The organism is Streptomyces sp. NPDC020489 (assembly GCF_044386545.1).
In the GTDB taxonomy this organism is placed as follows: domain Bacteria; phylum Actinomycetota; class Actinomycetes; order Streptomycetales; family Streptomycetaceae; genus Streptomyces.
Genome location: NZ_JBIRUZ010000001.1, coordinates 359,471 through 385,285, shown reverse-complemented (window position 1 = coordinate 385,285; position 25,815 = coordinate 359,471). Strand labels below are relative to the sequence as shown.

Sequence of the window (25,815 nt, the reverse complement as noted above, 5' to 3'; positions counted from 1 at the left end):
CGTCGTTCCGTACCGTACGGGACGACGGAGGAGGTGATCGTGGCCGAACTTCGGTTGGGACCGCTGCTCAGGTACACCGACCGCTCGTCCGCGACCGTGTGGGTCGAGGCGAGCCGCCCGTGTGCGGCCGAGGTGCGCTGCGCGGACGGGGCGGGCGGACAGACCCGCACCTTCCAGGTCGCGGGCCATCACTACGCGCTGGTCCAGGTCACCGGGCTGACGCCGGGGACCTCGTCGGCGTACGAGGTCCTGCTGGACGGGGAGCGCGTGTGGCCGCCGCCCGACTCGCCGTTCCCGGACCCGGTGATCCGCACGCCGCCCGAGGGCGGGGCCGTCCGGATCGCCTTCGGCTCCTGCCGCTGGGCCGCTCCACCCCACGGCGAGCGGGACCCCGTCGGACCGGACGCCCTGGACACCCTCGCGGCCCGGATCGCGGCCGCCCCCGACGGGGAGCGCCCGGACGCGCTGGTGCTGCTCGGCGATCAGGTCTACGCCGACGAGACCTCGCCCGCCACCCAGCGCTGGCTCGCCGCCCGCCGGGACGTGAGCGAGCCGCCGGGCAACGAGGTCGCGGACTACGAGGAGTACACCCACCTCTACTACGAGTCCTGGCTCGACCCGGAGATCCGCTGGCTGCTGTCCACCGTGCCCAGTTGCATGATCTTCGACGATCACGACGTCGTGGACGACTGGAACACCTCCGCCGCCTGGGTCGAGGACATGCGGGCCACCTCGTGGTGGGGCGAGCGGGTGCAGAGCGGGCTGATGTCGTACTGGGTCTACCAGCACCTGGGGAACCTCTCCCCGCAGGAGCTGGCCGCCGACCCGCTCTACGCCGCCGTGTGCGAAAGCGCCGACGGCACCGACGAGTTGCGCGCCTTCGCCGTCCGGGCCGACACCGAACCCGCCTCCGTGCGCTGGAGTTACCGGCGGGACTTCGGGCGGGCCCGGCTGCTGATGGTCGACTCGCGGGCGGCCCGGGTCCTCGACGAGGACAAGCGGTCGATGCTCGACCCCGGCGAGGCACAGTGGCTGCGCGAGCAGGTGCTGGACGGGCCGGGATCGTACGACCATCTCCTGATCGGGACCTCGCTGCCCTGGCTGCTGCCGAACCTGGTGCACGACGCCGAGGCGTGGAACGCCGCGCTGTGCCGGGGTGAACGCGGGGAACGGTGGGCGCGGTTCGGGGAGAAGGTGCGGCGCGGGGCGGACCTGGAGCACTGGGCGGCGTTCCCGGACTCCTTCGAGGCGCTGGCCGCGCTCATCGCGGAGGCCGGGTCCGGGCCGGACGCGCCGGCGACGGTGTGCGTGCTGTCGGGGGACGTCCACCACGCCTACGTCGCCGAGCCGAGCTGGTCGGCGGAGGCCGAACCGGACGCCCACGTCGTGCAGTTGACCTGCTCCCCCGTCCACAACTCCATCCCGCTGTCGATGCGCCTCGGCTTCCGCTTCGGCTGGAGCGGGGTGGGCCGCGCGCTCGGACGCGGGTTCGCCCGGCACGGCCGCTGTTCACGGCCGTCGGTGGACTGGCGGCGCACGGGCGGCCCCTGGTTCGGCAACCAGCTCATGACCCTGACCCTCGAAGGCCGTTCGGCCCTGCTGCGGATGGAGCAGGCCCGCGCGGTGCGGGGCGGCGCCCCTCGGCTGGAGGTGGTGACGGAGACGGTGCTGGGCGAGAAGTGACCGGGCGTGCACACATGAGCCCCGGAAAGGGCGAGTTGTGCACGGCTGAAGCTTCTGTAAACCCGTCCCCGACCCTACGCTCCTCGGCATTCGGGCCCGCACGGACGGCCCAACCGCTCGAAGGACACGCCTTGTTGAAGAAGATCTGCTTCTCGCTCGTCGCCGCCGGCGCGGGGGTCGGCCTCATGGCCGTACCGGCGCACGCCACCTGGTACCCGACGGGGTGGCCGCAGCACGCCTACACGTCCGACAACAAGGGCGAGGGCGCCTTCCAGGCCGACGGCGACTGGATCATGGCGAACGACATCGGGGAGGACCACAAGAGCACCGTCACCCGCTGGGAGACCGACTACGGCCGTGAGGGCGAGTGCAAGGCGACCGGCGGAGCGTTCAGCGGTCGTGAGGAGTGCAACTACAACTTCGACGAGGACAAGAAGGTCCGGATCAAGGTGTGCCTGCGCAACTACTCCAACGACATCGGCTGGGAGAACTGTTCGACCTGGACCCCCTGGCTGAGCATCGCCACCGGCAACGCCTGACCCGGGGACCGGTCGGTGTCGGCCGTGCGCGCGGCGGTCCGCGTACGGGGTGGTGACGGGGGACGCGGCGCCGGGTGACCGCCGCGCAGCGCGGTCTGGTGTGGATTCGGACACACTTTCGGTCGTGAACGGCGGTGGCCGGAACGGCTCCACGTGCGGCTACGACAGGGACGGACGGCCAAACGGAAGCAAAGCCGTGGCCAAATGTTGAACTTGAAAGCATTGGTGAGGGCTGCCTACGGTGGGGCGCTCGAACGGTTCTGTCCCCCCGACCGGTCCGGCCCCACGGACCGGCCCGACCGCAGGAGTACCCCCCACATGACCGGACGCCTCAACAGCGCCCAGCCGTACGTCCTCGGCCTGTTCCGTATCGTCGTCGGACTGCTCTTCACCTGCCACGGTGCCGTCGCGCTCTTCGGAGTGCTCGGCGGCGCGGACGGCAAGGGCGGCACCGTCGAACTGGGTACCTGGCCCGGCTGGTACGCGGCCGCGATCGAACTGGTCGGCGGTTCGCTGGTGATGATCGGCCTCGCCACCCGTTTCGCCGCGTTCATCGCCTCCGGCGCGATGGCCTACGCCTACTTCAAGGTGCACCAGCCGAACGCCCTGTGGCCGATCGAGAACAGCGGCGAGGGCGCGGCGATGTTCTGCTGGTCCTTCCTGTTGCTGGTCTTCACCGGCTCCGGCGCCTTCGGGCTGGACCGGCTGTTCCAGAAGCGCTCGACGGTCGCAGGTCGGCCCGCCTCGGACCAGACACCCGTGGCCGTCTGACCCGCGCCCGCACCCGACGGCGCCCGCCCTCACGGAGGACGGGCGCCGTCGGTGTCTGCGGCTGGGGCTGTGTCCGCCCGAACGTGTCGGCCGCGTGAACATCCTGTGCTGAACACACGCGCCCCCCATGAACCCGCTGTCACACCCCGGGCGTACGCTGTAGGGCTGTTACGGGGGAAAACGGGGAGTGACGGTGTTGGAGAGTCTCGGGAGTGTGGGCACGCTGATCGGCAGCCCAGGCATCATCTACGCGGTGGTGGCCGCGTCGGTGCTGCTCGACGTGTTCCTGCCGGTCCTGCCGAGCGGCGTCCTCGTCATCACCGCCGCCACGGCAGCGGCGGCGGTGCCCGGCGCGGCGACCGGAAAGGTGCCCGGCGAGGTCCCCGACCTCCTGCTGCTCACCCTGGTCGCCGCCACCGCCTCGGTCCTCGGCGACCTGGTGGCGTACCGGCTGGCCTGGCGCGGCGGGGCCCGACTGGACCGGGCGATCGCCCGGTCCCGCCGCCTCACCTCCGCGCAGGAACGTCTCGGCTCGGCGCTGGCGCGCGGCGGCGGCCCCCTGATGGTCCTCGCCCGTTTCGCCCCGGCCGGCCGCTCGGTGGTCTCCTTCGTCGCGGGCGCCGCCCACCGCCGCGTCCGCGAGTTCCTCCCCTGGTCCGCGCTGGCGGGCCTGGCCTGGGCGGCGTACAGCGTCGGCCTCGGCTACTACGGCGCCCAATGGCTGGGCACGACCTGGCTGGCGACCGGCGTCTCCGTGCTGGCCCTGTTCGGCGCGGGCGCCGGGGCGGCGTACGTGATGCGGCGGCAGCCGGCGTAAGCCGGACGGCGGCCGTGACGCGGTGGCAGCCGGTCGGGTGCCGTGCGGGGGGCCGTGACCGGGGACGGTCGTGGCGCGCGGCACGCGCGGAGGGCCGTGACCGGCGACGGTCGTGGCACGCGAACCGCCGGGAGGCCCTGACCGGCGACGGTCGTAGCGCGCGAACCGCCGGGGGACCCTGACCGGCGACGGTCGTAGCGCGCGAACCGCCGGGGGACCCTGACCTGCGACGGTCGCAGCACGCGGCACGCACCGGGGGCGGTAACCGGCGACGGTCGTAGCGCGAACCGCCGGGGGCCGTGACCGGGGATGGTCGTGGCGCGCGGCACGCGCGGAGGGCCGTGACCGGGAACGGTCGTGAGACGCGGTACGCGCGGGGGACCCTGACCGGCGACGGACGCGGCACGCGGCACGCGCGGAGGGACCCTGACCGGCGACGGTCATGACGCGCGGCACCCGCTCGGGCGACCGCAGCCGCCTCTCAGACGGCTCGCGCGCCTCCCCGCTCGGGACGCCGTCGTCCACGTCGGGTCCGCTCAGCCCGCCTTCTGGGCGGCGCCCCGCACCTCCAGGCCGTCCAGCAGGTCGGCCGTGGCCTCGGCGACCGCGGCCACGGCTCGGTCGAAGACCTCCCTGTTGTGGGCGGCCGGTGCCCGGAATCCGGACACCTTCCGTACGTACTGGAGGGCGGCGGCGCGGATCTCGTCCTCGGTCGCCTCCTCGGGCAGCGCGGGCGGGCGAAGGGTCTTGATGCTGCGGCACATACCCCCAGTCTCGCCTCCCTCGGGAAATACCGCCCGGGGCTTCGCGGAACCGGGTCCGGGGAGCCCCGGTCGCGAGGAGGTCTGGGATGATCCTCCGCGAGGCGGCCACCGTTCAAGGGGCCGACCGACGAAGGGACTTCGTGTGACGACGCACGACGAGAAACTGACGTACGACGGCGGATCGACCGTGGCGGTGCTGGGGCCGGGCGGCATCGGCGGTCTGCTCGCCGGGCTGCTGGCCCGGGCCGGACACCGGGTGATCTGCCTGGCCGGGGACGAGACGGCCGCGGCCCTGCGCACCCGTGGGATCCGCGTCCGCAGTGCGGTGTTCGGGGACTTCACCGCGCAGGTGGAGGCGGAGACCGAGCTGCGGACGCGGGTCGACGCCTGTCTGGTGGCGGTCAAGCACACCGCGCTCGACGCGGCCCTGGACCGGGTCCCGCCGGCCGCGCTGGGCGACGCGCTCCTGGTGCCGTTCCTGAACGGCGTGGAGCACCCGGCGACCCTGCGGGCCCGGTACCGCGAGGACGTGGTGGCGCCGGCGGTGATCCGGGTGGAGTCGACGCGGGTGGCACCGGGGGAGATCGTCCACGGCAGCCCGTTCGCGGAGGTCGACCTCGCGGGGGACACGGTGCCCCGGGAGCGTCTGGAGGCGCTGGCGGCGGTGCTCGGCGCGGCCGGGCCGACCACGCGGGTGCTGCCGGACGAGACGGCGGCGTTGTGGGCCAAGATGTCGTTCCTGGCCCCGTTCGCCCTGCTCACCACCCGGTACGGGCTGCCGCTGGGCGACGTTCGCACGCGCCACCGCGAGGAGCTGACGGCGCTCGTGGAGGAGACGGCCGCGGTCAGTCGCGCCTGCGGCGGCCCGGCGGACCCGGTTCAGGCGCTGGCCCGCTACGACGCGTTCCCGGCGGGGACCAAGTCGTCCATGCAGCGCGACGCCGAGGCGGGCCACCGGCTCGAACTGGACGCGATCGGCGGGGCGTTGCTCCGCGCGGCGGACCAGCACGGCGTTCCGGTGCCGGTGACGACGCGGCTGGTGGCGGAGCTGGAGGCCGCCCGCCACTGACGCCGTGCCCCCGCGGGGTGGGACGGGCTCGGCGGTACGCCCGAACAGACGGACTCGGCGGCACGCCCGAACACACGAACTACCCCCAGAAACTCGCACCCCTAAATCGAACAGGCGTAGCATTGCGCCGTGGCTACGACCTATGACTTTCCGAGTGACCTCCTCGCCGGTCAGGAGGAGCTGCATCAGGTCCGGGCCGAGCTGTCGGCCCTGCTCAAGCGGCTGCCCTGGTCGGTCGAGCCCCTGGACGGATTCAGTGACACCGCCGGCTGGCGCAAGGTGGAGCGCCCCGCCTCCCCCGGCTGGACGGCCGACGAACAGGCCGAGGTGGAGAAGCTCCGCCGACGCGAGCACGAACTCGCCGTCTTCGTCAGCGGCCACCGCTTCTGGGCGGAGGTCACCGGCGCGGACCGCGTGGAAGCCCGCATGAGGCTGAAGCACGCGCACGAACGCGAACAGGAACAGGAACGGGAAGTGGAGAGCGCGGGGAACGCGGGGAACTGAGAAAAAGGAAAGGACCCCGGTCTGATCGACCGGGGTCCTTTTCGTTCCTGTGGGCGCGGACGGTTTCGAACCGCCGACATCCTGCTTGTAAGGCAGGCGCTCTACCCCTGAGCTACGCACCCGGGTCCCGAACAGCCGTGTCCAGGACGAGTCGACAGCCTACATCGCCCCGGCCCCTGGTCTGCAAACCCGTATCGCGGGAGCCGCTCGCGCGGGTGGACCCGGGGGTTTTCCCCACCCCGCATCCGGGAGCGACCCGGATCCCGCGACGGCCTTCCGCTCCGTACGGTCGAAGAGCCTCATCAGTCTGTCTCAGGGGGAGATCCCAATGGCCCGTTCCGTCACCGCCCGCGTCGCCCTGGCCGCCGGGGCGGTCGCTCTCGTCGCGGGTGTCAGCGCCTGCGGAGCCTCCGCCTCGGACGACAAGGAGCCCGACCACCGTTCGTTCGCGCTTCAGGGCAGGACCCTCACCATCGACTCCGACGACTCCGCCCTGGAGATCGTCGCCGCCGACGATCACGAGGCGGGCCGGATCGAGGTCACCCGCTGGTTCCGGGGCACGGTCGCGATGGGCAAGGACCCCAAGGTCACCTGGTCCATGAAGGGCGACACCCTGAAACTGCGGATGAAGTGCACCGGCGTCGTCGCCGACTGCGCCGCCAAGCACCGCATCGAGGTCCCGCGCGGTGTCGTCGTCACGGTCCAGGACGGCGACGGCAGCGTACGCGCGCGTGGCTTCGAGGACGCGCTGAGCATCCGTACCGGGGACGGCTCCGTCCACGTCACCGACTCCAGCGGCCCGCTGCACCTGAAGACCGGCGACGGCTCCGTGCGGGCCGAGGTCACCTCGCGCCGGATCCGCTCCGAGACCGGCGACGGCTCCGTCCACCTCCAACTGGGCGCCGTACCGGACCGGGTGGAGTCCCGAAGCGGCGACGGGTCCGTGACCATCGACGTCCCCGAGGCGACGTACAAGGTGACGACCGAGACCGGTGACGGCGGTGTGGACGTGTCCGTCCCCCGGGCCGACTCCAGCACCCATGTCATCACCGCCCGCACCGGCGACGGCAAAGTCACGGTCCGCACCGCGAACTAACGGGCCCGTGTGTTCGTCCTTACGGTGGGAGAATGACACCGGGCAGGGACGGATCACAGCACGGGAGAGGGATGTGACGGCGACACCAGCGCAGCCGTACTCGCCGTCTGAGCCGCGCGCGCGTGAGGTGCTGCGCGACGCGCTCACCCTCGCCGCCCTGCCCCTGCTCGCCGCGCTCGCGCTGCCGGCCGCGTTCGCGGGCGGCGGCACCCGGCGCTGGTTCGGGGGCCGCTCGGAGAGCCAGCGGGCCGAGGCGCAGGCCGCGAAGGACGCCGCCGCGGCCGCGTTCTACGAGCTGGACACCGCCCAGCGTGATCTGCGGATCTCGATCGAGACGATCATCGCGGTCGACGACTCCCCCGCCGCCCGGCGCGCCGTCGCCGACTTCGAGGGGCTCGGCAGGCGGATCGACGAGGCCAGCCGCCAGTACATCGAAGCCGTCGACGCGCACGACCTCGACCGGGACGACCTGGAGGCCTCGGTCGCCGTCCGCGCGCGGACCGAACTCACCAAGGCCAAGGACGACCTCGCGAACGTCAAGCGGGACCTGGACCGCTTCGGCGACGGCCTCGGCCCGCTGCTCGGCAAGGCCGAGACGCAGCTGGCCCGTCTGGCTCCCGCCGTCGAGCGCGCCCGGCAGGGCCTGCTGGCCGCGTCCAACGCCCTGGACGCGGTACGGGAGTCGGGGCTGAAGGCGGACGACCTCGCCGCCCGGCTGGCCGCTCTCGGCCCCGAGCTGACCAAGCTGAACCAGGGCGCCGGGCAGCACGGCGTCCCGCAGACCCTGGAGCGTGCCGAGCGGGTCGCGCGCGAGGCCGAGGCGGTCCGGGTCGAGGCCGAGCGGCTGCCGGAGAAGGCCGCCGAGATCGACCACCGGCTGGTCTCCCTGCGCACCCGCGCCCAGGCCCTGACCACCCGCGCCGGGCAGGTCGACCCGGTCCTCAGCGAGCTGCGCCGCCGCTTCACCGTCGCCTGCTGGCAGGACCTCCAGCAGGTCCCGGACCAGGCGACGGAGAACGTCCGCCAGGCCGAGCGCAAGCTCGCGGAGGCCCGCGCCGCGCGCGACGAGCAGCGCTGGCCGGACGCCACCGCCCTGCTGTCGACCGTGCGGGCCCTGCTGAACTCCACCGACGAGTCCGTCTCGGCCGCCGGTGACCGGCTGCGGCGCCTGAACGCCGTGCAGAAGGACCCCCAGCAGGAGATCGACCGGACCCGGTTCGCCATCCGGGACGCCCAGCGGCTCGCGATGACCGGCCGGACCACCCCCGACCCGCGCCACGCGCGCCCGCTGGACGACTCGGTGGCCCGCCTGGACCGCGCGATCGGCACCCTGGAGGGCCGCCACCCCGACTACTGGCACTTCCTCACCGAGACGGAGGCGGTGCGGCAGACGGTGGCGCGGGTGGTCTCGCAGATCCGCGAGGAGCGCGGCGCCGGCCACTGAGGCCCGGTTAACCTGTGCTCATGCCTCGCTACGAGTACCGCTGCCGCACCTGCGGCGACACCTTCGAACTGAGCCGTCCGATGGCGGAGTCGTCCGCCCCGGCGGACTGCCCGGCCGGTCATGACGACACGGTGAAGCTGCTGTCGACGGTGGCCGTCGGCGGCTCTGCCTCCGCACCGGCCCAGGCGCCGCCTTCAGGCGGCGGCGGTTGCTGCGGCGGAGGCTGCTGCGGCTGACGGCCCCGCGGGCGGCGGCTTCAGGAAACCTTCAGCCGCGGTTTCCTACCGTGGACGGCATGACAGCCGCACCGCAGTGGATCAACGGACTCATGGACACGCTCGGCGCGCCCGGCGCCGGGCTGGCCATCGCCCTGGAGAACCTCTTCCCCCCGCTGCCGAGCGAGGTCATCCTGCCGCTCGCCGGGTTCGCGGCCAGCACGGGTCAGATGAACCTGCTGGCCGCCCTGGTGTGGACGACCGCCGGCTCGGTGGTCGGCGCCCTCGCCCTGTACGGCGTCGGCGCGCTGCTCGGCCGGGACCGCACGGTCGCGATCGCGGCGCGGCTGCCGTTGGTGAAGGTCTCCGACGTCGAGAAGACCGAGGCGTGGTTCCTGCGGCACGGAACCAAGGCGGTCTTCTTCGGCCGCATGATCCCCGTCTTCCGCAGCCTGATCTCGGTCCCGGCCGGCGTGGAGCGCATGCCGCTGCCCGTCTTCCTCGGCCTGACCACACTGGGCAGCGCGCTGTGGAACACCGCCTTCGTGATGGCGGGCTATCTGCTGGGCGACAACTGGACGCAGGTCACCGACATCGTGTCCGCGTACTCGAAGGTGGTGCTGGCGGGTGCCGCGCTGGCGGTGGTGGCGTTCGTCGTCGTACGACTGGTGCGGCGACCGGGGTCCGGCCGCCGCCGCAGGCGGGCGCGGGACACGCGCGTCAACTCGTAGGGGCCGCCGGTGCCCCGCGGGTGGCGCGCAGGAACTCCCGCAGGATCCGCTCCCCCGCCAGCACGCCCCGCTCCGGCAGCGCGCTGACGTTCGGGGCGGTGAAGCCCTCGTCCGCGAGTTCGCCGTGCCCCGGGCGCCAGCCCCGGTCCGCGGCGAGCAGCAGGTCGGCGTCGAGGAGGGAGTCCCCGGCCGCGAGCGTCAGGTCCGCGCCGGCGCGGCGGGCGACCTCGTGCAGGGCGGCGCTCTTGGTGAGGGGCTTGGGGACGGCGTAGATCTTGCGGCCCTGGAGCGAGACCGTCCAGCCGCGGTTCTCCGCCCACACCGCGAGTTCCTTCACCCAGTCCTCGGGCAGCAGTTCACGCTCGACGACGAGGTAGGCGAAGAGGTCCTCGGCGACCCGGTGCTTGCGCACCCACACCGGGTCGGCCGTCCGCAGCAGATGCTCCTGCACCTCGCTCAGCGGCGCGCACTCGTCGGCGAGCCGTGTCTGCACACGCGTGTGCCAGTCGGCGTCCGTCACCCCGTCCACCAGGATGTGCCCGCCGTTGGCGCAGATCGCGTACGCGGGCGGGGGTCCGGGGAGGTTGATGCGCTGGTACTGCTTGCGGGTCCGGGTGGTCGTGGGCACGAACACCGCCGCGTCACCGAGGTCGGCCAGCAGTGCGGCGGCCGTCTCGGTCATGTAGGACAGCGGCTTGCTCTCGTGGACCTCGACGCAGAGCAGCCGGGGCGCCCGCGCGTCCGGCATGGTCAGCGCGAGGGCCGCGGAGGAGTAGATCAGCGTACGGTCGAGGTCGCTCGCCACCAGCATCGGCATCAGAGGGCCACCGCCCGGCCGTCGGCGCCCGTCGCGCCCCGCGTGTACTTGGGGTGGATCAACCCCACGCAGGTGTACGGGAGTTCGCCGACCTCCTCCACCGGGACACCTCTCTGCTCGGCCAACAGGCGTACGTGGTCCAGGTCGGCGCCCGCGCCGGCCCGTGCCAGGATCTTCCAGGGCACGCGGCGCAGCAGCACCCGGGTGGTCTCTCCGACGCCCGGCTTGACGAGGTTGACGTCGTGGATGCCGTACTCCTCGCTGATCCGCTCGACGGCCGCCCAGCCTTCCCAGGTGGGGCTGCGGTCGCTGGAGAGCAGCTCCTTGACCTGTGCGTCCACCGCCTCCACGACCTCCGGGAAGGCGGCGGCGACGGCGTCGAGGAAGGCCACGGAGACGTCGGCGCCCGCGAGTTCGCGGTAGAACTTCGCGCCGTGGAAGTCGTGCGGGCCGACGAGGTCCGCGCGCAGGACCGTGCGGGAGATCAGGCCGGAGACCGTGGAGTTGAGGCAGGCGGAGGGGATGAGGAAGTCCTCGCGGGTGCCGTACGTCCGCACGCACGAGCCCGGGTCGGCGAGCACGGCGATCTCCGGGTCGAAGCCGGTGATGCCGTCGGAGGCCTCGAACTCCTCGATGGCGTCCGCGAGTTCACGGGTGATCGCGCCCTTGCCGGTCCAGCCGTCGACGAAGACGACGTCGGCCGGGTCGTGGTGGGCGGCGAGCCAGCGCAGCGCGTTGGCGTCGATGCCGCGGCCGCGGACGATCGACACGGCGTAGTGCGGCAGTTCGAGGCCGTGCCGGAACTGGGCCCAGCGGCGCATCAGGACGCCGATCGGGGTGCCGGCGCGGGCGAGGGAGACCAGGACCGGGCGCGGTGAGCGCTCGGTGAGCACGAGCTCGGTCACGGCGCCGACCGCCTGCGCGAGCCGGGGGGCCGCGCCGTCCAGGGCCGTGTGGAAGAGCCGCTGGTACTGCTCGCTCGGCTGGTACTCCACCGGCAGCGACTCCGCGTAGTGCGCGCCGCCGCTCTGGATGGCCTCCTCGCGCTCCTCGGTCGGCGCCTCCAGCGTCACGTCCGAGAGGTCCTGGAGCAGCCAGCCGACCTCTTCCGGCGGGTACGAGGAGAAGGCGGGGCCGCGGAGGGGCTCGGGCAGCATCGGGGGCCTTTCGGGCACGTACAGCGGCTCGGGGACATAGCTGGGGACGACCGCGAGGACGACGTGCGGGGTGTGGGCGGCGAGTTGGGCGAGCAGGCCGTCGGGGGCGTGCAGTTCGGGGGTGTCGGCGGCGGAGTCGACGACGGCGACGACGGCGTCGAAGCCGGCGCCGGCGACGTTGTAGGCGTAGCGCTCGCCCGGCCCGTCGGCGGGGTTGTCGTGGGCGGGGAAGGCGAGGCGGGTGCGGATGGCGTAGCCGGGGTCGTCGACGGCGAGGACGGGTGAGCGGGTGGTGGTGGAGTAGGTGACCTGGACCCCTTCGGCGGCCTGCTCCAGCTCGTGGGCGAGGCGGAGCGGGGCGTACATCAGCTCTTCGCAGCCGAGGACGTGGACGCGGTGGGCGTTCGCCGGGAGGGCCTCGGCCAGGCGGGCGGCCATGGCGGGGAGGGCGGCTTCCAGGCGTATTCGGTGCGCGGGGGTGAAGCCGTGGCGGCCGCCGTCGGGGAGGCCGTGGGGCCAGTGGAGGTCGATGCGCCTGTAGGTCGGAGGCGGGCCGGCGGGGGTGGGTCGCGCCGTGCCCGTCACCTCGTGGCGCGCCACGAGGTCCTGTCCCTTTTCCAGGACCCCCTCCGGCAGCCTGACCGTCCCCGACGCCGCCGTCACCAGGTCCACCCGCGCGTCGATCTCCCGGGCGAAGGCCTCCAGGCGGCCCGCGTCCGCCTCCGAGCGCATGTCGACCAGGGCCACCACCACGTACCGCCGGCGCGGATACCGGTCGTGGAGGTCCCTGATGGTGTTCAGGACCGTGTTGCCGGTGGAGAACTCGTCGTCGACCAGGACCAGCGGGCCGTCGCCGACCAGCAGGGCCGGGTCCTCCGGGAGGAGCAGGTGGGAGGTGGCGTGGGAGTGGGACTCCTCGAAGCCGCCCGCCGGGGCCACCCCGGGGACCGGGCGGCGGGTGGAGTGGAGGTAGGGGGCGAGGCCGATGCCGTCGGCGACGCAGTGGCCGAGACCGGTCGCGGTCTCCGCGTAGCCGAGGACCACCGCCCGCTCGGCCTCCCGCGCGCCCAGCAGCTCACGCACGCGCAGGCCGAGGGCGTGGCCGGAGCCGTAAACCACGGACGGTGACTGCGGGACGTGCTTGCCGAGCACGTTGGAGACCAGCAGATGGGCCCGCTTGGGGTTGCGGCGCAGGGCGAGGCCCAGCAGGCCGGTCAGCTCGTCGTCGCCCAGGAGCTCGACCCCGAGCCGCTCGGCGACCCAGGTCCCGGACCACGTCGTGTCCGGCACCTCGTTGTTCACTGCGTTGTTCATGCGTCCCTCGGGTCGAACCGGCTCAGTCCGGGATTCCGGCGGCCAGCAGTTCCACGAAGCCGATGTCCTCGTTGGCCACCCCGAACACCTCGGCGCGCAGCAGAGTGCGCTCGGCCCAGGCCCGGTGCGGCTTCACCTCGTTCATCTTGTTCGTGTACTGCGAGCGCAGCACTCCCCCGCCGCCGCGCTCCGGGCGCAGGATGTCCGCCGCGTCACTGAACTCTTCGTGACTGACCACGGACAACGCGTGCACGGGCAGCACGTGCGAGGGGTGAATACAAGTCTTACCCATCAGACCATTGGCCTGGTCGAGGGCGATCTCCCGGAGCAGCCCGTCCATGGCGTGCTCGATGAGCGCCTCGCGCAGCTCCTCGGCCTGGCCGTCCAGGAAGGGACTGCGGCGCAGCTGCGGTTTGAACATGCGCTCCTGGACCCGGAAGTACTCCCAGACCGGCCCGGTGACCGTGAAGCCGGTGCCGTCGGCGCGGCCCAGCATGTTCACCACGTCGGCGATCACGGAGGCGACGATCTGGACGTCCCAGGCGGTCATGTCGGGGGCCCGGCGCAGGCCGTAGGAGGAGCAGAAGTCGGTCACGCCGAGGCGGAGCGCGAGGACCCGGTCCCGGTACTTCTCGACCGCGCGGGCGATGCCCTCCAGGGTCTCCACCCGGGACTCGCGGTACATCAGTTCAGGCGACTCCAGGACCGGCATGGCGAACAGCCGGTGCCCGCTCGCCACCTCGGCGCCGGACAGCGCCTCCAGGAAGGGGATGCCGCGCTCCTCGGTGAACTTCGGGAGCACGAATCCGGACAGCAGCCGGGCGGTGGACCCGAGCCGCTCGACGAGGTCGGGGATCTGTCCGGGGTGGCGGACCCGGATGAAGAGCAGCGGCAGATCGGCCGGCGCGCGCCGGGCCAGCTCCGTGAACTGCCGGACGAGGTTCTCCTCGGCCTCCACGACGTCGTCGTCGCCGATCGAGTCCTCCAGGCACAGCACCATCGAGACCACGCCACGCCCGACCTGTTTCAGGATGTCGTCGGCGAGCCGCGGCCGGGTGGCCGGGCTGTACAGGGTGGCGCCCAGGGCCGCGGAGAGCAGCCGGGCCGGGGAGTCGGCGGTGAACTCGCACGGCTCCTGGTGGAACAGGCGCTGACGCACCTCAGGGGCGATGTGCCCGAAATGACGCATAGGACTCCCCTGTGGTGACGGGCCTTCTGTGAACGATTCACAGGTGGCCGGTAATAGTACGTACAAACCCATGACAGGGGTTCCCGTCGGGCATGAATTCCAGGTAACGCGGCCGAGCACAGGTGGGGCGGATCCGACCCGCGGAACCTGCACCCCCGCGTTGTCGTGACCAGGACCGAGAAGGCAGGATGACCGCATGACGCACGCCATGCTGAAGGGGTCGAACGTCCCGCTCGAGGTCACCACGGTGCGCGCCGTGGTGCGCTGGACGCCCGGGCAGGAGGTCCCGGATGTCGACGCCTCCGCGCTGCTCCTCGGCCCCGACGGTCGCGTGCGCTCCGACGAGGACTTCGTCTTCTACAACCAGCCCCGGCACCCCTCCGGGACGGTACGGCTGCTCGGCAAGAAGCGCGTGGCCGAGGGCCTCACCGACACGATCCAGACAGACCTCTCCGGTGTCGAGTCCGCCGTCGGCCAGATTCTCCTGGTCGCATCGGCGGAGGGCGTCACCTTCGACCGCGTACCCGCCCTGCGCATACTGCTGTACGACGGCAAGGCTCCCGACGGCGAGCCGCTGGCCTACTTCGACATCAAGCCGGAGACCGGCCAGGAGACCGCGCTGATCTGCGGGGAGCTGTACCGCCGCGGCGAGGGCTGGAAGTTCCGCGCCCTGGGCGAGGGCTACTCGAACGGCCTGGAGGGCCTGGCCGGGGACTACGGCATCTCGGTGGACGAGTCGGACGCGGCCCAGGAGCCGGCACCGGCCCCCGAGCCCTCCCAGCCGCTGCCGCCCGAGCAGCCGACCACGGCGGTCCCGTCCCAGCCGTCCTACGGCTACCCCCCGGCGCCGCAGGCGCCGCCGCCGACCCAGTCGGCCTACGGCTACCCGCAGTCCGCCGACCCTTCCGCCTACGGCTATCCGCAGGCCCCGGTCCCGGCGGCCGCGGGGGCGTCGGGATACGGCTACCCGCAGTCGGCGCCCGCCGCGGCCCCGGACCCCGACTTCCGCCTGCCGCCCCAGGGACCGCAGTTCATCCGGCCGTAGGGGCGCCGGGGCGGGGGGCCGTCACCGGCCCGCCTTGGTCTTGTAGCCCCGCCCCCATTGCAGTCCCCACCCGTACAGCCGGTCGAGTTCGGCCTGGAACCCGTAGACGAACTTCACCTCGCGCCGGACGAGGATCTCGCCCTTGACGTTCTCGATCATCACCACGGCGCAGGACCGGGCCTGGGGATGGCGTTCGTCGAGGCCTATCTCGATCCGGGGGCCGTTGCTCGGGTACAGGGTCACGATCGCGTGCGTCCGGTCGAAGGCCGGGGTCTGGTCGTAGATGTAGACGAACACCAGGATCCGCTTGATGGCGTCCTTGTGGTCGAGGTTGACGTAGATCGTCTCGCCCGACGCCGACCCGAACCGGTCGTCCCCGCTCAGCTTGACGTACGGCGCCGCGTTGACGTCGCCGAAGAGCCCGCCGAGCGGCTGCACCACGCCCTTGGTGCCGTCAGCCAGCTCGTACAGGCATCCCAGGTCGAGGTCGACGTTGACCATGCTCTGGCTGTGTCCCATGACCTCCGGCGGCTTGAGCGCCCGGAAGGGGTGCCGGAACAGGCTCTCGCGCTGGGAGCCGCCGATGTCGGAGGTTCGCATGCGCCAGGCCAGGTTGATGCGCAGATGCCCGGTCTCCGCGCCCTGCTTGCTCAGGGAGACCCGGTCGTGCCGTTTGGTCAGCTCGATGGCGTTGGTCGCCGCGTTGCCCGAGTCGAAGTCGGCCTCGCGGCCGCCCCTAAGCCCGTCGAAGAAGCCCATGTTCCCGCCCCACGTTTCACGTCAAAGACCGGCGGGGCGGCGTCGAGGAGTCGACGCCGCCCCGCTCAGAGCGTTCCTCACCCGGAGGGCTGTCACACCCGGCCGGGGGTCCGGGTGCTAGACGGAGATCTCAGTCTTCGAGCCCTCGGCTTTTCCCTCGGCGGCCGCGAGTGCCTTGTTGCGGCGCACCGAGGACCAGAAGGACCAGGCGATCAGGACGACTCCGACGAGACCGGTGATGACCTCGTGGATCTGGTACTGGATGGTGATCATGAGGATGACGGCCAGCGCACCGATGGCGTAGTGGGCGCCGTGCTCCAGGTAGACGTAGTCGTCGAGGGTGCCCTGGCGGACCAGGTACACGGTCAGCGACCGGACGTACATGGCGCCGATGCCCAGGCCCAGCGCCATCAGCACGATGTCGTTGGTGACGGCGAAGGCGCCGATGACACCGTCGAAGGAGAAGGACGCGTCCAGGACCTCCAGGTAGAGGAACATGAAGAACGCCGCCTTGCCGGCGAGCACGACCGCCGAGCGCGGCTTGCCGCTGCGCGCGGCCTCTTCCTCCTCCTCGTGCTCGCGTTCCTCCTCCTCCTCGAGCTTGTCCTCGAAGTAGCCGGAGAGACCACCGACGATCATGTAGGTGATCAGACCCGCGATACCGGAGAGGAGAACCGTCTCCCCCTTGTCGACGTGCGCGCCGCCGTGCTGGTGGGCGTGGGTCGCGAAGGTCATCGCGGTGACGAGCAGGACGACGAGCGCGATGCAGACCGACAGCATGTCGACCTTGCCGAGCTTGGCGAGCGGGCGCTCCAGCCACGCGAGCCACTTGATGTCCCGGTCCTCGAAGATGAAGTCCAGGAAGATCATCAGCAGGAACATGCCACCGAACGCGGCGATCGCGGGGTGGGCGTCGGTGACGAGCTCCTGGTAGTGATCCTTGTCGTTGAGCGCGAGGTCGACCGCGTCGATCGGGCCGATCTTGGCGCTGATGGCGACGATCACGACCGGGAACACCAGTCGCATGCCGAACACGGCGATGAGGACACCGACGGTGAGGAAGATCTTCTGCCAGAAGGCACTCATCTTCTTCAGGATTCCGGCGTTGACCACCGCGTTGTCGAAGGACAGCGAGATCTCGAGGATGGACAGGATCGCCACGATGCCGAACCCGGTCCACCCCCCGTAGAAGACCGCCGCCACGAGGCCGAGCGCGGTGACCGCGAACGACCAGCCGAAGGTTTTCAGAACCACTGGCTACCCAATCCTGTCTGGGGGCGCCTCCCAGACGAAGTCTGGGGGAGGGTCTCCCCCGCTGCCGTACTCGGCTTTTTACCGAACTTTGAAGCGGAGTCTAGTCGGCCCCCCTCCACACCCCACCCGGCCCCGGCTTTTGCTCATAACGCGTTACGAGACGTTGACCCCGAAGTCCAGGGCGATGCCCCGCAGCCCTGACGCGTACCCCTGTCCGACGGCACGGAACTTCCACTCGCCCTGGTACCGGTAGACCTCGCCGAAGATCATGGCGGTCTCGGTGGAGGCGTCCTCGCTGAGGTCGTAGCGGGCCAGCTCCTGGCCGTCGGCCTGGTTCACCACGCGGATGAAGGCGTTGCTGACCTGGCCGAAGGTCTGGCCGCGGTTGTCCGCGTCATGGATCGAGACCGGGAAGACGATCTTGTCGCAGTGGGCCGGCACCTTGGAGAGGTCGATCAGGATCGACTCGTCGTCGCCCTCGCCCTCACCGGTGAGGTTGTCGCCGGTGTGCTCCACCGAGCCGTCCGGGCTCTTGAGCTGGTTGTAGAAGACGAACCACTCGTCGCCCAGGACCCGTCCGCTGTCGCAGACCAGTGCGCTGGCGTCGAGGTCGAACGGGGCTCCGGTGGTGGAGCGCGCGTCCCAGCCGAGCCCGACCATCACCTGAGTGAGGTTCGGCGCGGCCTTGGACAGGGAGACGTTGCCCCCCTTGGCGAGCGTGACGCCCATGATGCTGGTCCCTCCCCGTAGTACTGCTGTCTCTGGTGGTCCTGCGCGTCCGGCGCCGCACGCAAACCGTGCGGCGCCGGACGGGGTGGCTCAGGTCTGAAGGACGTCTCAGACGTTCACGCCGAAGTCCTGCGCGATGCCGCGCAGGCCCGAGGCGTAGCCCTGGCCGATGGCGCGGAACTTCCACTCCGCGCCGTGCCGGTACAGCTCGCCGAAGACCATCGCGGTCTCGGTGGACGCGTCCTCGGACAGGTCGTAGCGCGCGATCTCCGCCTCGCCCGCCTGGTTCACGACGCGGATGAACGCGTTGCGGACCTGGCCGAACGACTGCTGGCGGTTCTCGGCGTCGTAGATCGAGACCGGGAAGACGATCTTCTCGATCTCGGCCGGGACGCCCGCGAGGTTGACCTTGATCTGCTCGTCGTCGCCCTCGCCCTCACCGGTGATGTTGTCGCCGGTGTGCTCGACCGAGCCGTCGGGGCTCTTGAGGTTGTTGAAGAAGACGAAGTTCGCGTCGCTGCTCACCTTGCCCGAGGCGTCCAGCAGCAGTGCGCTGGCGTCCAGGTCGAAGTCGGTGCCGGTGGTGGTGCGGACGTCCCACCCCAGACCGACGATGACCGCGGTCAGGCCCGGGGCCTCCTTGGTCAGCGATACGTTGCCGCCCTTGCTGAGGCTGACTCCCACGAGTCCTCCATTGGTGTCCAGGGGCGGGGAGCCCCGCCATGCGTGTGATACCGGATCAACGTGTCGATCCTAGTGACGGGTTCCCGTGGCCCGCAGGCCTTGGAACCGAAGAATCACCGGGTGTGCCGACTCAGAGGCTGTCGAGAGCCGTGACGTACTCGTTCAGGTCACGCGCGTCGGGCAGCGCGTTGACGACGGTCCAGCGCACCACGCCCTCCTTGTCGATGACGAAGGTGCCGCGCACCGCGCAGCCCTTGTCCTCGGCGAAGACGCCGTAGGCGCGGGAGACCTCGCCGTGCGGCCAGAAGTCGCTCAGCAGCGGGTACTCGAGGCCCTCCTGCTCGGCGAAGACGCGCAGGGTGTGGATGGAGTCGTTGGAGACGGCGAGCAGCTGGGTGTCGCGGTCGGAGAACTGCGGCAGGTGGTCGCGCAGCTCGCAGAGCTCGCCGGTGCACACGCCGGTGAAGGCGAAGGGGTAGAAGAGCAGGACGACGTTCTTGTCCCCACGGAAGTCCGACAGCCTGACGGTCCTGCCGTGGTTGTCCTTGAGCTCGAAGTCGGGGGCCTTTTCGCCGACCTGGATCGCCATCGTCGTGAATCCCTCTCGGGTGGGGCTGTTCGGGTGAGAACACCCTACGCAGCGCTCACGACAGACTGATGGACGGGCCGGGTGAACCCGGCCCGTCCTTTGCTCGGCGGAGGTCTGGCGCTTGGGCGCGGAGGTTAGCGCTTGGGCTTGGCCGCCTTCGGCGTCACGAGCCTGCTGCCGCTCCAGTCCTTGCCGACGCTGACGCTCTTGGAGGCGGAGAGTCCCGCCGTCGTCGCGGCTTCGGAGATGTCGCTGGGCTCGACGTAGCCGTCGCGGCCGGTCTTCGGCGTCAACAACAGGATCGAGCCGCCCTCCTCGATGTACGTGGTGGCGTCCACCAGTACGTCGGTGAGGTCGCCGTCGTCATCGCGGAACCACAGCACGACGGCGTCGGCGACGTCGTCGTACTCCTCGTCCATCAGCTCGCTGCCGATGACTTCCTCAATGGCCTCGCGGAGCTCCTGGTCGACGTCGTCGTCGTAGCCGATCTCCTGGACCACCTGCTCGGGCTGGAACCCCAGCCTTGCGGCAGGGTTCGTCCGCTCCTCCGCGTGGTCCGCGGTCGCGCTCACGGGTTGCCTCCTGATCATGTTTTGGGAATAACTCAGCCACGCGCGTGCGCGAAGCATTGGCCGTAGTCCACACGGGCGGGACGGATCGCGCAAGTACCCGGCCGTTCAGACCGCCGAAACGGTGACGTTCCTGGCCGTGTCACCGCAACTCCAGGCACGCGATTGCGGCGATAAGTGACCTACACCACACCTTTGTGCCCGCTTTGCGGCTTTCGGAACCCGGGTGGGACCGGAGAAGCCCACAAAGAGCCTTGGTTACCAATCGGTAGAGATGACGTTTGCTTTTCCGAGGTACACGATGGGGAGCGGTGCAGGCATCCCGCATACCCATGGAAAACAGCCCTCTGACAGCGAAGGAACAGCGTGGCTTCCGGATCCGATCGCAATCCGATCATCATTGGCGGCCTTCCGAGTCAGGTTCCTGACTTCGATCCCGAGGAAACCCAGGAGTGGCTCGACTCGCTCGACGCCGCCGTCGACGAGCGGGGCCGCGAGCGGGCCCGTTACCTCATGCTGCGGCTGATCGAGCGGGCCCGCGAGAAGCGCGTCGCCGTGCCCGAGATGCGCAGCACGGACTACGTCAACACCATCGCCACCAAGGACGAGCCGTTCTTCCCGGGCAACGAGGAGATCGAGCGCAGGATCCTCAACGCCACCCGCTGGAACGCCGCGGTCATGGTGTCCCGGGCGCAGCGCCCCGGCATCGGCGTCGGCGGCCACATCGCCACCTTCGCCTCCTCGGCCTCGCTGTACGACGTGGGCTTCAACCACTTCTTCCGCGGCAAGGACGAGGGCGACGGCGGCGACCAGGTCTTCTTCCAGGGGCACGCCTCCCCCGGCATCTACGCGCGCGCGTACCTGCTGGACCGCCTCAGCGAGCAGAACCTCGACGCGTTCCGCCAGGAGAAGTCGAAGGCGCCGCACGGCCTGTCGAGCTACCCGCACCCGCGTCTGATGCCGGACTTCTGGGAGTTCCCGACCGTGTCGATGGGCCTCGGTCCGATCGGCGCGATCTACCAGGCGCGGATGAACCGGTACATGCACGCGCGCGGGATCGCCGACACCTCCAAGTCGCACGTGTGGGCCTTCCTCGGCGACGGCGAGATGGACGAGCCCGAGTCGCTCGGCCAGCTGACCATCGCCGCCCGTGAGGGCCTGGACAACCTGACCTTCGTCGTCAACTGCAACCTCCAGCGCCTCGACGGCCCCGTGCGCGGCAACGGCAAGGTCATCCAGGAGCTGGAGTCGGTCTTCCGCGGCGCCGGCTGGAACGTGGTCAAGCTGGTCTGGGACCGCTCCTGGGACCCGCTGCTGGCCCAGGACCGCGACGGCGTGCTGGTGAACCGGATGAACACCACGCCGGACGGCCAGTTCCAGACGTACGCCACCGAGACCGGCGCGTACATCCGCGACCACTTCTTCGGTGACGACCAGCGGCTGCGCGCGATGGTCGAGAACATGACCGACGACCAGATCCTGCACCTGGGCCGCGGTGGTCACGACCACAAGAAGATCTTCGCGGCGTTCTCGGCGGCCAAGGCGCACAAGGGCCAGCCGACGGTGATCCTCGCCAAGACGGTCAAGGGCTGGACGCTGGGTCCCAACTTCGAGGGCCGCAACGCCACGCACCAGATGAAGAAGCTGACCGTCGACGACCTCAAGGGGTTCCGCGACCGGCTGCACATCCCGATCACCGACCGCGAGCTGGAGTCCGGCGCGCCGCCGTACTACCACCCGGGCCGGGACTCGGAGGAGATCCAGTACATGCACGACCGCCGCAGCGCGCTCGGCGGGTACGTCCCCACGCGCGTGGTGCGCGCCAAGCCGCTCGCGCTGCCGGACGACAAGACGTACGCGAGCGTGAAGAAGGGCTCGGGTCAGCAGTCGATCGCGACGACCATGGCCTTTGTCCGGCTCCTCAAGGACCTCATGCGGGACAAGGAGCTCGGCAAGCGGTTCGTACTGATCGCGCCGGACGAGTACCGCACCTTCGGCATGGACTCCTTCTTCCCGAGTGCGAAGATCTACAACCCGCTCGGCCAGCAGTACGAGGCCGTGGACCGCGATCTGCTGCTCGCGTACAAGGAGTCGCCGACCGGTCAGATGCTGCACGACGGCATCTCGGAGGCGGGGTGCACGGCCTCCCTGATCGCGGCGGGCTCGGCGTACGCCACCCACGGCGAGCCGCTCATCCCGGTCTACGTCTTCTACTCGATGTTCGGTTTCCAGCGCACCGGTGACCAGTTCTGGCAGATGGCCGACCAGCTGGCGCGCGGTTTCGTCCTGGGTGCGACCGCCGGGCGTACGACGCTGACCGGTGAAGGGCTCCAGCACGCCGACGGCCACTCGCAGCTGCTGGCCTCGACCAACCCGGGCTGCGTCGCCTACGACCCGGCCTACGGCTTCGAGATCGCGCACATCGTCAAGGACGGTCTGCGCCGGATGTACGGCCCGGACAGCGAGGACGTCTTCTACTACCTCACGGTCTACAACGAGCCGATCCAGCATCCGGCCGAGCCCGAGAACGTGGACGTCGAAGGCATCCTCAAGGGCATCCACCGCTTCTCCGAGGGCACCTCCGGCTCGATCCCGGCGCAGATCATCGCCTCGGGTGTCGCGGTGCCGTGGGCCGTCGAGGCGCAGCGGATCCTCGCCGAGGAGTGGAACGTCAGGGCGGACATCTGGTCGGCCACCTCCTGGAACGAGCTGCGCCGCGACGCGGTCGAGGTCGAGCGGCACAACCTGCTGCACCCGGAGGAGGAGCAGCGGGTGCCGTACGTGACGCGGAAGCTGTCGGGTGCGCAGGGTCCGTTCGTCGCGGTGTCCGACTGGATGCGGGCGGTGCCGGACCAGATCGCGCGCTGGGTGCCGGGCACCTACCAGTCGCTGGGCGCCGACGGGTTCGGCTTCGCCGACACCCGGGGCGCGGCCCGGCGCTTCTTCCACATCGACGCGCAGTCGATCGTGCTGGGCGTGCTGACCGAGCTGGCCAGGGAGGGCAAGATCGACCGGTCGGCGCTGAAGCAGGCCATCGACCGGTACCAGCTGCTCGACGTGGCGGCGGCCGACCCGGGCGCCGCCGGAGGCGACGCGTAGGCACCGCGGTGAGGTGAAGGGCGGTGGGGCTCATGGCCCCACCGCCCTTACCGCTTCTTTACGATGCGTTCATGAAGGAACAATCGGCCCAGGTCCGTTGGGAACACCTCACCCAGCGGCCCCTGCTGGCGCTCGCGGTGCTGTTCGCCGTCGCCTATGCCGTGCCGATCGTGGACGACACGGCCGGCCGGTCGCTCACCACCGTGTGCACGGCGGTCGAGTGGACGGTGTGGGGTGCGTTCGCCGTCGACTACGTCGTACGGCTGTCGCTCGCGCGCGACCGGCGGACGTTCGTGCGCAGGCACTGGCTGGACCTGTGCGCGGTGCTGCTGCCGCTGCTCCAGCCGCTGCGGCTGCTGCGGGTCGTCGCCACGCTGCTGCTGGTGCAGCGGCGGGCCCGGATGGCCTCGCAGATCCAGCTGACCACGTATGTCGCGGGGGCCGTGGTCGGGCTGCTGATGTTCGGCTCGCTGGCGGTGCTGTCGGCCGAGCGGGGCTCACCGAACGGGAACATCCGGACGTTGGGTGACGCGGTGTGGTGGTCGTTCACCACGATGACGACCGTGGGGTACGGGGACCACGCGCCGACCACCGGACTGGGGCGGATCATCGCGGTGGGGCTGATGCTGTCCGGCATCGCGCTGCTCGGTGTCGTCACCGCGAACATCGCGGCGTGGTTCATCGCCCGGTTCGAGAAGGACGACGTGGAGGAGCGGCGGCAGACGGAGGCGATCGTGGCGCTGACCGAGGAGGTGAAGGCGCTGCGGGCCCAGGTCGCGGCGCTCCAGGAGCAGTCGGTCAGACACTGAGGTGGGCCCCCGGCCCATCCACCGGGGGCCCTCCCCTCACTCCCCCCGGCTCAGAAGACGCCGGTGCCGGGGGACGCTCCGGCCAGCCAGATGACGGCCAGGAGCGTGTCGATGGCGCCCAGGACGACGGCGACCACAGGCGTCACTTGGCGGGAGCCGTTCCAGCTGCGGCCCATCGCGAGCCAGCCGGCGACGACCGCCACGGGTCCGAGGATGATCCCCAGGACGAAGAACCCGGCGATCGCGCAGATGACTCCGACAAGCCCCAGGGTCGCGCGATCCGGCCCGGTCCGTGACCACGTCCGGCCACGTGAGCGGGGGTGCCTGCGCGTGCTGTGTCCGAAGCCCGCCATCGTCACCAACTCCCTCAACCCTTGGGCAGTCTGGGCTCGATGTGGCGGGTAACCCCCGATAGGACCTTCAATCCTGCTTCGCTGCTACGGCCTTGCGGCGCGCCGCCCCCCTCCGGCAGCGCGCCGCAGCACCGGTCCGCCCTCCCCGGCATATGCCGTGCCGTGCGGAGGGCTTGACTAACTGTGACCTGTGGCGCGTACCCGGGGCGAGGAATCTTTAGCCTCTTCACCCTGATAGGCGAAGTCGCCTGACATCGCGTCAGTTCGGTCCGCGGGCCTCCCGTCGGGGGCCCGCGGACCGGTCCTAGATGTGCCCCACTCCCGCGCCCGCCTCCGCGTTCACGCCTCGCTTGGTGAGCAGGGCGACGAAGATGGCGACGGCCGCGACCGCGGCGGCGACCAGGGAGGCCAGGCTCATGCCGGAGATGAAGGTGTCGTGGGCGACGTCCGTGATCTTCGCGGCGACCGCCTGCGGGGTGCCCGGGGCGATGGGCGGCACTCCGGCCTGGACGGCCTCGGAGGCCCGGGCCTCCTGAGCGGCGGTGAGCGGCGGCAGGCCGGCGTCCTTCCAGTTGCCCGCGAGGTCGCTGTCGACCTTGGAGGCCATCACGGCGCCCAGGACGGCGGTGCCGAGGCTGCCGCCGATCTGCATCGCGGCCTGCTGGAGACCGCCGGCGACACCGGAGAGCTCCAGGGGCGCGTTGCCGACGATGACCTCGGTGGCGCCGACCATGACCGGGGCGAGGCCGAGGCCCAGCAGGGCGAACCACAGGGACATGACCGCGCTGCCGGTGTCCGTCTCCAGGGTCGACATGCCGTACATGGCGATCGCGGTGGCCGCCATGCCGCCGGCCAGCGGGATGCGCGGGCCCAGCTTGGTGATCAGCACGCCCGCGAGCGGGGAGCCGACGATCATCATGCCGGTGAGCGGCAGGAGGTGCAGACCGGCGTCGATGGGGCTCATGCCGTGCACGTTCTGGAGGTAGAACGTCACGAAGAACAGGCCGCCCATGAAGGCGATGGCCATCAGGATCATCAGGACGACGCCCGCGGACAGCGCGACCGAGCGGAACAGGCCCAGCGGCACCAGCGGCTCCTTCACCCTGGTCTCCCAGAAGGCGAAGAGCGTGAAGCCGAGGACGGAGGCGGCGATGAACGTCCACGTCTGTCCGGCGCCCCAGCCCCAGGTCGGGGCCTTGATCAGGGCCCAGACCAGGCAGAACATGGCGCCCGACAGCAGGGCGATGCCGAGGAGGTCGAAGGAGCGCGGGGCGTTCTCGGCGCGGTGGTCCAGGAGGATCAGGATGCCCAGGACCAGGGCGAGGACGCCGACGGGCACGTTGATGAAGAACACCGACTGCCAGTTCACGTGCTCGACGAGGACACCGCCGAGGATCGGGCCGCCCGCGGTGGAGGCGCCGATGACCATGCCCCAGATGCCGATGGCCATGTTGAGCTTCTCGGCCGGGAAGGTCGCGCGCAGCAGGCCGAGCGCGGCCGGCATCAGCAGGGCGCCGAACAGGCCCTGGACGACACGGAAGGCCACGACGGCCGCGACGCTGTCGGACAGGCCGATCGCACCGGAGGCGCCCGCGAAGCCGACCACGCCGATCAGGAAGGTCTGGCGGTGGCCGAAGCGGTCGCCGAGCTTGCCCGCGGTGATCAGGCAGACGGCGAGGGCCAGGAAGTAGCCGTTGGTGATCCACTGCACATCGGCGAACGTGGCGCCGAGGTCTTCCTTGATGGCCGGGTTGGCGATGGCGACGATGGTGCCGTCCAGGGCCACCATCATGACGCCTACGGCGACGGTGATGA

The 25,815-nt window shown here is 71.0% G+C and carries 25 protein-coding genes and 1 tRNA gene; 13 read left to right on the top strand and 13 right to left on the bottom strand.

Features of this window, described 5'->3' with window-relative positions; all coding sequences use genetic code 11:
* Positions 1 to 39 precede the first annotated feature (39 nt).
* The 4 genes from ACH41F_RS01690 to ACH41F_RS01675 all read left to right on the top strand — a co-directional run bounded on the left by ACH41F_RS01690 (position 40) and on the right by ACH41F_RS01675 (position 3,810).
* Positions 40 to 1,683, top strand: coding sequence for an alkaline phosphatase D family protein (locus ACH41F_RS01690; protein ID WP_398832139.1), 1,644 nt, complete (start codon positions 40 to 42; stop codon positions 1,681 to 1,683).
* A gap of 131 nt (positions 1,684 to 1,814) precedes the next feature.
* Positions 1,815 to 2,222: a hypothetical protein gene (locus tag ACH41F_RS01685; protein ID WP_398832137.1), complete on the top strand. Its 408-nt coding sequence runs from the start codon at positions 1,815 to 1,817 to the stop codon at positions 2,220 to 2,222.
* Between the two features lie 318 nt (positions 2,223 to 2,540).
* Complete coding sequence (locus ACH41F_RS01680; RefSeq protein ID WP_391229462.1) at positions 2,541 to 2,993, top strand: DoxX family membrane protein; 453 nt, start codon at positions 2,541 to 2,543, stop codon at positions 2,991 to 2,993.
* A gap of 193 nt (positions 2,994 to 3,186) precedes the next feature.
* Entirely contained in the window at positions 3,187 to 3,810 is a 624-nt protein-coding gene (locus ACH41F_RS01675) for a VTT domain-containing protein (protein ID WP_391229460.1), read from the top strand.
* A gap of 536 nt (positions 3,811 to 4,346) precedes the next feature.
* Here ACH41F_RS01675 and ACH41F_RS01670 read toward each other — a convergent pair.
* A complete protein-coding gene (locus ACH41F_RS01670; RefSeq protein ID WP_391229457.1) occupies positions 4,347 to 4,574 on the bottom strand; it encodes a DUF2277 family protein in 228 nt (75 codons plus the stop codon).
* A gap of 142 nt (positions 4,575 to 4,716) precedes the next feature.
* On the opposite strand from ACH41F_RS01670, the gene ACH41F_RS01665 reads away from it, so the two are divergent.
* A complete protein-coding gene (locus ACH41F_RS01665; RefSeq protein WP_398832132.1) occupies positions 4,717 to 5,643 on the top strand; it encodes a ketopantoate reductase family protein in 927 nt (308 codons plus the stop codon).
* Positions 5,644 to 5,772: 129 nt separating this feature from the next.
* Positions 5,773 to 6,147 (top strand): hypothetical protein, encoded by a 375-nt coding sequence (locus ACH41F_RS01660; protein WP_391229453.1) that lies wholly within the window; start codon positions 5,773 to 5,775, stop codon positions 6,145 to 6,147.
* 50 nt (positions 6,148 to 6,197) lie between these two features.
* Here ACH41F_RS01660 and ACH41F_RS01655 read toward each other — a convergent pair.
* Positions 6,198 to 6,269, bottom strand: a tRNA-Val gene (locus ACH41F_RS01655).
* 206 nt (positions 6,270 to 6,475) lie between these two features.
* Between ACH41F_RS01655 and ACH41F_RS01650 the strand changes: the two genes are divergently transcribed.
* The 4 genes from ACH41F_RS01650 (at position 6,476) to ACH41F_RS01635 (ending at position 9,633) form a co-directional block, all read left to right on the top strand.
* Positions 6,476 to 7,243 carry a DUF4097 family beta strand repeat-containing protein gene (locus tag ACH41F_RS01650; RefSeq protein WP_398832130.1) on the top strand — a complete coding sequence of 256 codons (768 nt, stop codon included), beginning with the start codon at positions 6,476 to 6,478 and terminating at the stop codon, positions 7,241 to 7,243.
* 73 nt (positions 7,244 to 7,316) lie between these two features.
* The gene (locus tag ACH41F_RS01645) at positions 7,317 to 8,687 is read left to right on the top strand and encodes a hypothetical protein (protein ID WP_391229449.1); all 1,371 of its coding nucleotides are present in this window, start codon (positions 7,317 to 7,319) and stop codon (positions 8,685 to 8,687) included.
* Positions 8,688 to 8,707: 20 nt separating this feature from the next.
* A complete protein-coding gene (locus ACH41F_RS01640) occupies positions 8,708 to 8,923 on the top strand; it encodes an FmdB family zinc ribbon protein (protein ID WP_391229447.1) in 216 nt (71 codons plus the stop codon).
* Between the two features lie 59 nt (positions 8,924 to 8,982).
* Positions 8,983 to 9,633, top strand: coding sequence for a DedA family protein (locus ACH41F_RS01635; protein WP_398832127.1), 651 nt, complete (start codon positions 8,983 to 8,985; stop codon positions 9,631 to 9,633).
* Here ACH41F_RS01635 and ACH41F_RS01630 read toward each other — a convergent pair.
* The 3 genes from ACH41F_RS01630 to ACH41F_RS01620 are packed head-to-tail and all read right to left on the bottom strand — an operon-like array spanning position 9,623 to position 14,110.
* Entirely contained in the window at positions 9,623 to 10,450 is an 828-nt protein-coding gene (locus ACH41F_RS01630) for an HAD family hydrolase (protein WP_398832125.1), read from the bottom strand. The genes ACH41F_RS01635 and ACH41F_RS01630 overlap by 11 nt on opposite strands.
* On the bottom strand, positions 10,450 to 12,921 hold the full coding sequence (locus ACH41F_RS01625) for a phosphoribosyltransferase (RefSeq protein WP_398832122.1): 2,472 nt from the start codon (positions 12,919 to 12,921) through the stop codon (positions 10,450 to 10,452). Before ACH41F_RS01625 ends, ACH41F_RS01630 begins: the two co-directional genes overlap by 1 nt.
* Before the next feature lie 22 nt (positions 12,922 to 12,943).
* Entirely contained in the window at positions 12,944 to 14,110 is a 1,167-nt protein-coding gene (locus ACH41F_RS01620) for an HpcH/HpaI aldolase/citrate lyase family protein (RefSeq protein ID WP_391229441.1), read from the bottom strand.
* Positions 14,111 to 14,306: 196 nt separating this feature from the next.
* Between ACH41F_RS01620 and ACH41F_RS01615 the strand changes: the two genes are divergently transcribed.
* Positions 14,307 to 15,155, top strand: coding sequence for a TerD family protein (locus tag ACH41F_RS01615; RefSeq protein ID WP_391229438.1), 849 nt, complete (start codon positions 14,307 to 14,309; stop codon positions 15,153 to 15,155).
* Between the two features lie 21 nt (positions 15,156 to 15,176).
* On the opposite strand, the gene ACH41F_RS01610 is transcribed toward ACH41F_RS01615, so the two are convergent.
* The 6 genes from ACH41F_RS01610 to ACH41F_RS01585 all read right to left on the bottom strand — a co-directional run bounded on the left by ACH41F_RS01610 (position 15,177) and on the right by ACH41F_RS01585 (position 19,742).
* The gene (locus tag ACH41F_RS01610; RefSeq protein WP_391229436.1) at positions 15,177 to 15,914 is read right to left on the bottom strand and encodes a Tellurium resistance; all 738 of its coding nucleotides are present in this window, start codon (positions 15,912 to 15,914) and stop codon (positions 15,177 to 15,179) included.
* Positions 15,915 to 16,031: 117 nt separating this feature from the next.
* On the bottom strand, positions 16,032 to 17,168 hold the full coding sequence (locus tag ACH41F_RS01605) for a DUF475 domain-containing protein (protein ID WP_391229433.1): 1,137 nt from the start codon (positions 17,166 to 17,168) through the stop codon (positions 16,032 to 16,034).
* A 153-nt stretch (positions 17,169 to 17,321) separates the two neighbouring features.
* Positions 17,322 to 17,897 carry a TerD family protein gene (locus ACH41F_RS01600; protein WP_391229431.1) on the bottom strand — a complete coding sequence of 192 codons (576 nt, stop codon included), beginning with the start codon at positions 17,895 to 17,897 and terminating at the stop codon, positions 17,322 to 17,324.
* 108 nt (positions 17,898 to 18,005) lie between these two features.
* The gene (locus ACH41F_RS01595; protein ID WP_391229429.1) at positions 18,006 to 18,581 is read right to left on the bottom strand and encodes a calcium homeostasis/redox stress adaptation protein; all 576 of its coding nucleotides are present in this window, start codon (positions 18,579 to 18,581) and stop codon (positions 18,006 to 18,008) included.
* Between the two features lie 130 nt (positions 18,582 to 18,711).
* Positions 18,712 to 19,170, bottom strand: coding sequence for a redoxin domain-containing protein (locus ACH41F_RS01590; RefSeq protein ID WP_391229427.1), 459 nt, complete (start codon positions 19,168 to 19,170; stop codon positions 18,712 to 18,714).
* 134 nt (positions 19,171 to 19,304) lie between these two features.
* The gene (locus ACH41F_RS01585; RefSeq protein WP_391229425.1) at positions 19,305 to 19,742 is read right to left on the bottom strand and encodes a DUF3052 family protein; all 438 of its coding nucleotides are present in this window, start codon (positions 19,740 to 19,742) and stop codon (positions 19,305 to 19,307) included.
* A 363-nt stretch (positions 19,743 to 20,105) separates the two neighbouring features.
* Here ACH41F_RS01585 and aceE point away from each other — a divergent pair, with 363 nt between their 5' ends.
* Both aceE and ACH41F_RS01575 read left to right on the top strand, forming a co-directional pair.
* Positions 20,106 to 22,838 carry a pyruvate dehydrogenase (acetyl-transferring), homodimeric type gene (gene aceE / locus ACH41F_RS01580; RefSeq protein WP_391229423.1) on the top strand — a complete coding sequence of 911 codons (2,733 nt, stop codon included), beginning with the start codon at positions 20,106 to 20,108 and terminating at the stop codon, positions 22,836 to 22,838.
* A gap of 71 nt (positions 22,839 to 22,909) precedes the next feature.
* On the top strand, positions 22,910 to 23,647 hold the full coding sequence (locus tag ACH41F_RS01575) for an ion channel (RefSeq protein ID WP_391229421.1): 738 nt from the start codon (positions 22,910 to 22,912) through the stop codon (positions 23,645 to 23,647).
* A gap of 50 nt (positions 23,648 to 23,697) precedes the next feature.
* Here the strand turns inward: ACH41F_RS01575 and ACH41F_RS01570 are convergent, their stop codons facing one another.
* Both ACH41F_RS01570 and ACH41F_RS01565 read right to left on the bottom strand, forming a co-directional pair.
* Positions 23,698 to 24,000 carry a small hydrophobic protein gene (locus tag ACH41F_RS01570; RefSeq protein WP_391229419.1) on the bottom strand — a complete coding sequence of 101 codons (303 nt, stop codon included), beginning with the start codon at positions 23,998 to 24,000 and terminating at the stop codon, positions 23,698 to 23,700.
* A gap of 304 nt (positions 24,001 to 24,304) precedes the next feature.
* Positions 24,305 to 25,792, bottom strand: a complete 1,488-nt coding sequence (locus ACH41F_RS01565; protein ID WP_391230572.1) for a DHA2 family efflux MFS transporter permease subunit — start codon at positions 25,790 to 25,792, stop codon at positions 24,305 to 24,307.
* Between the last annotated feature and the right edge of the window lie 23 nt (positions 25,793 to 25,815).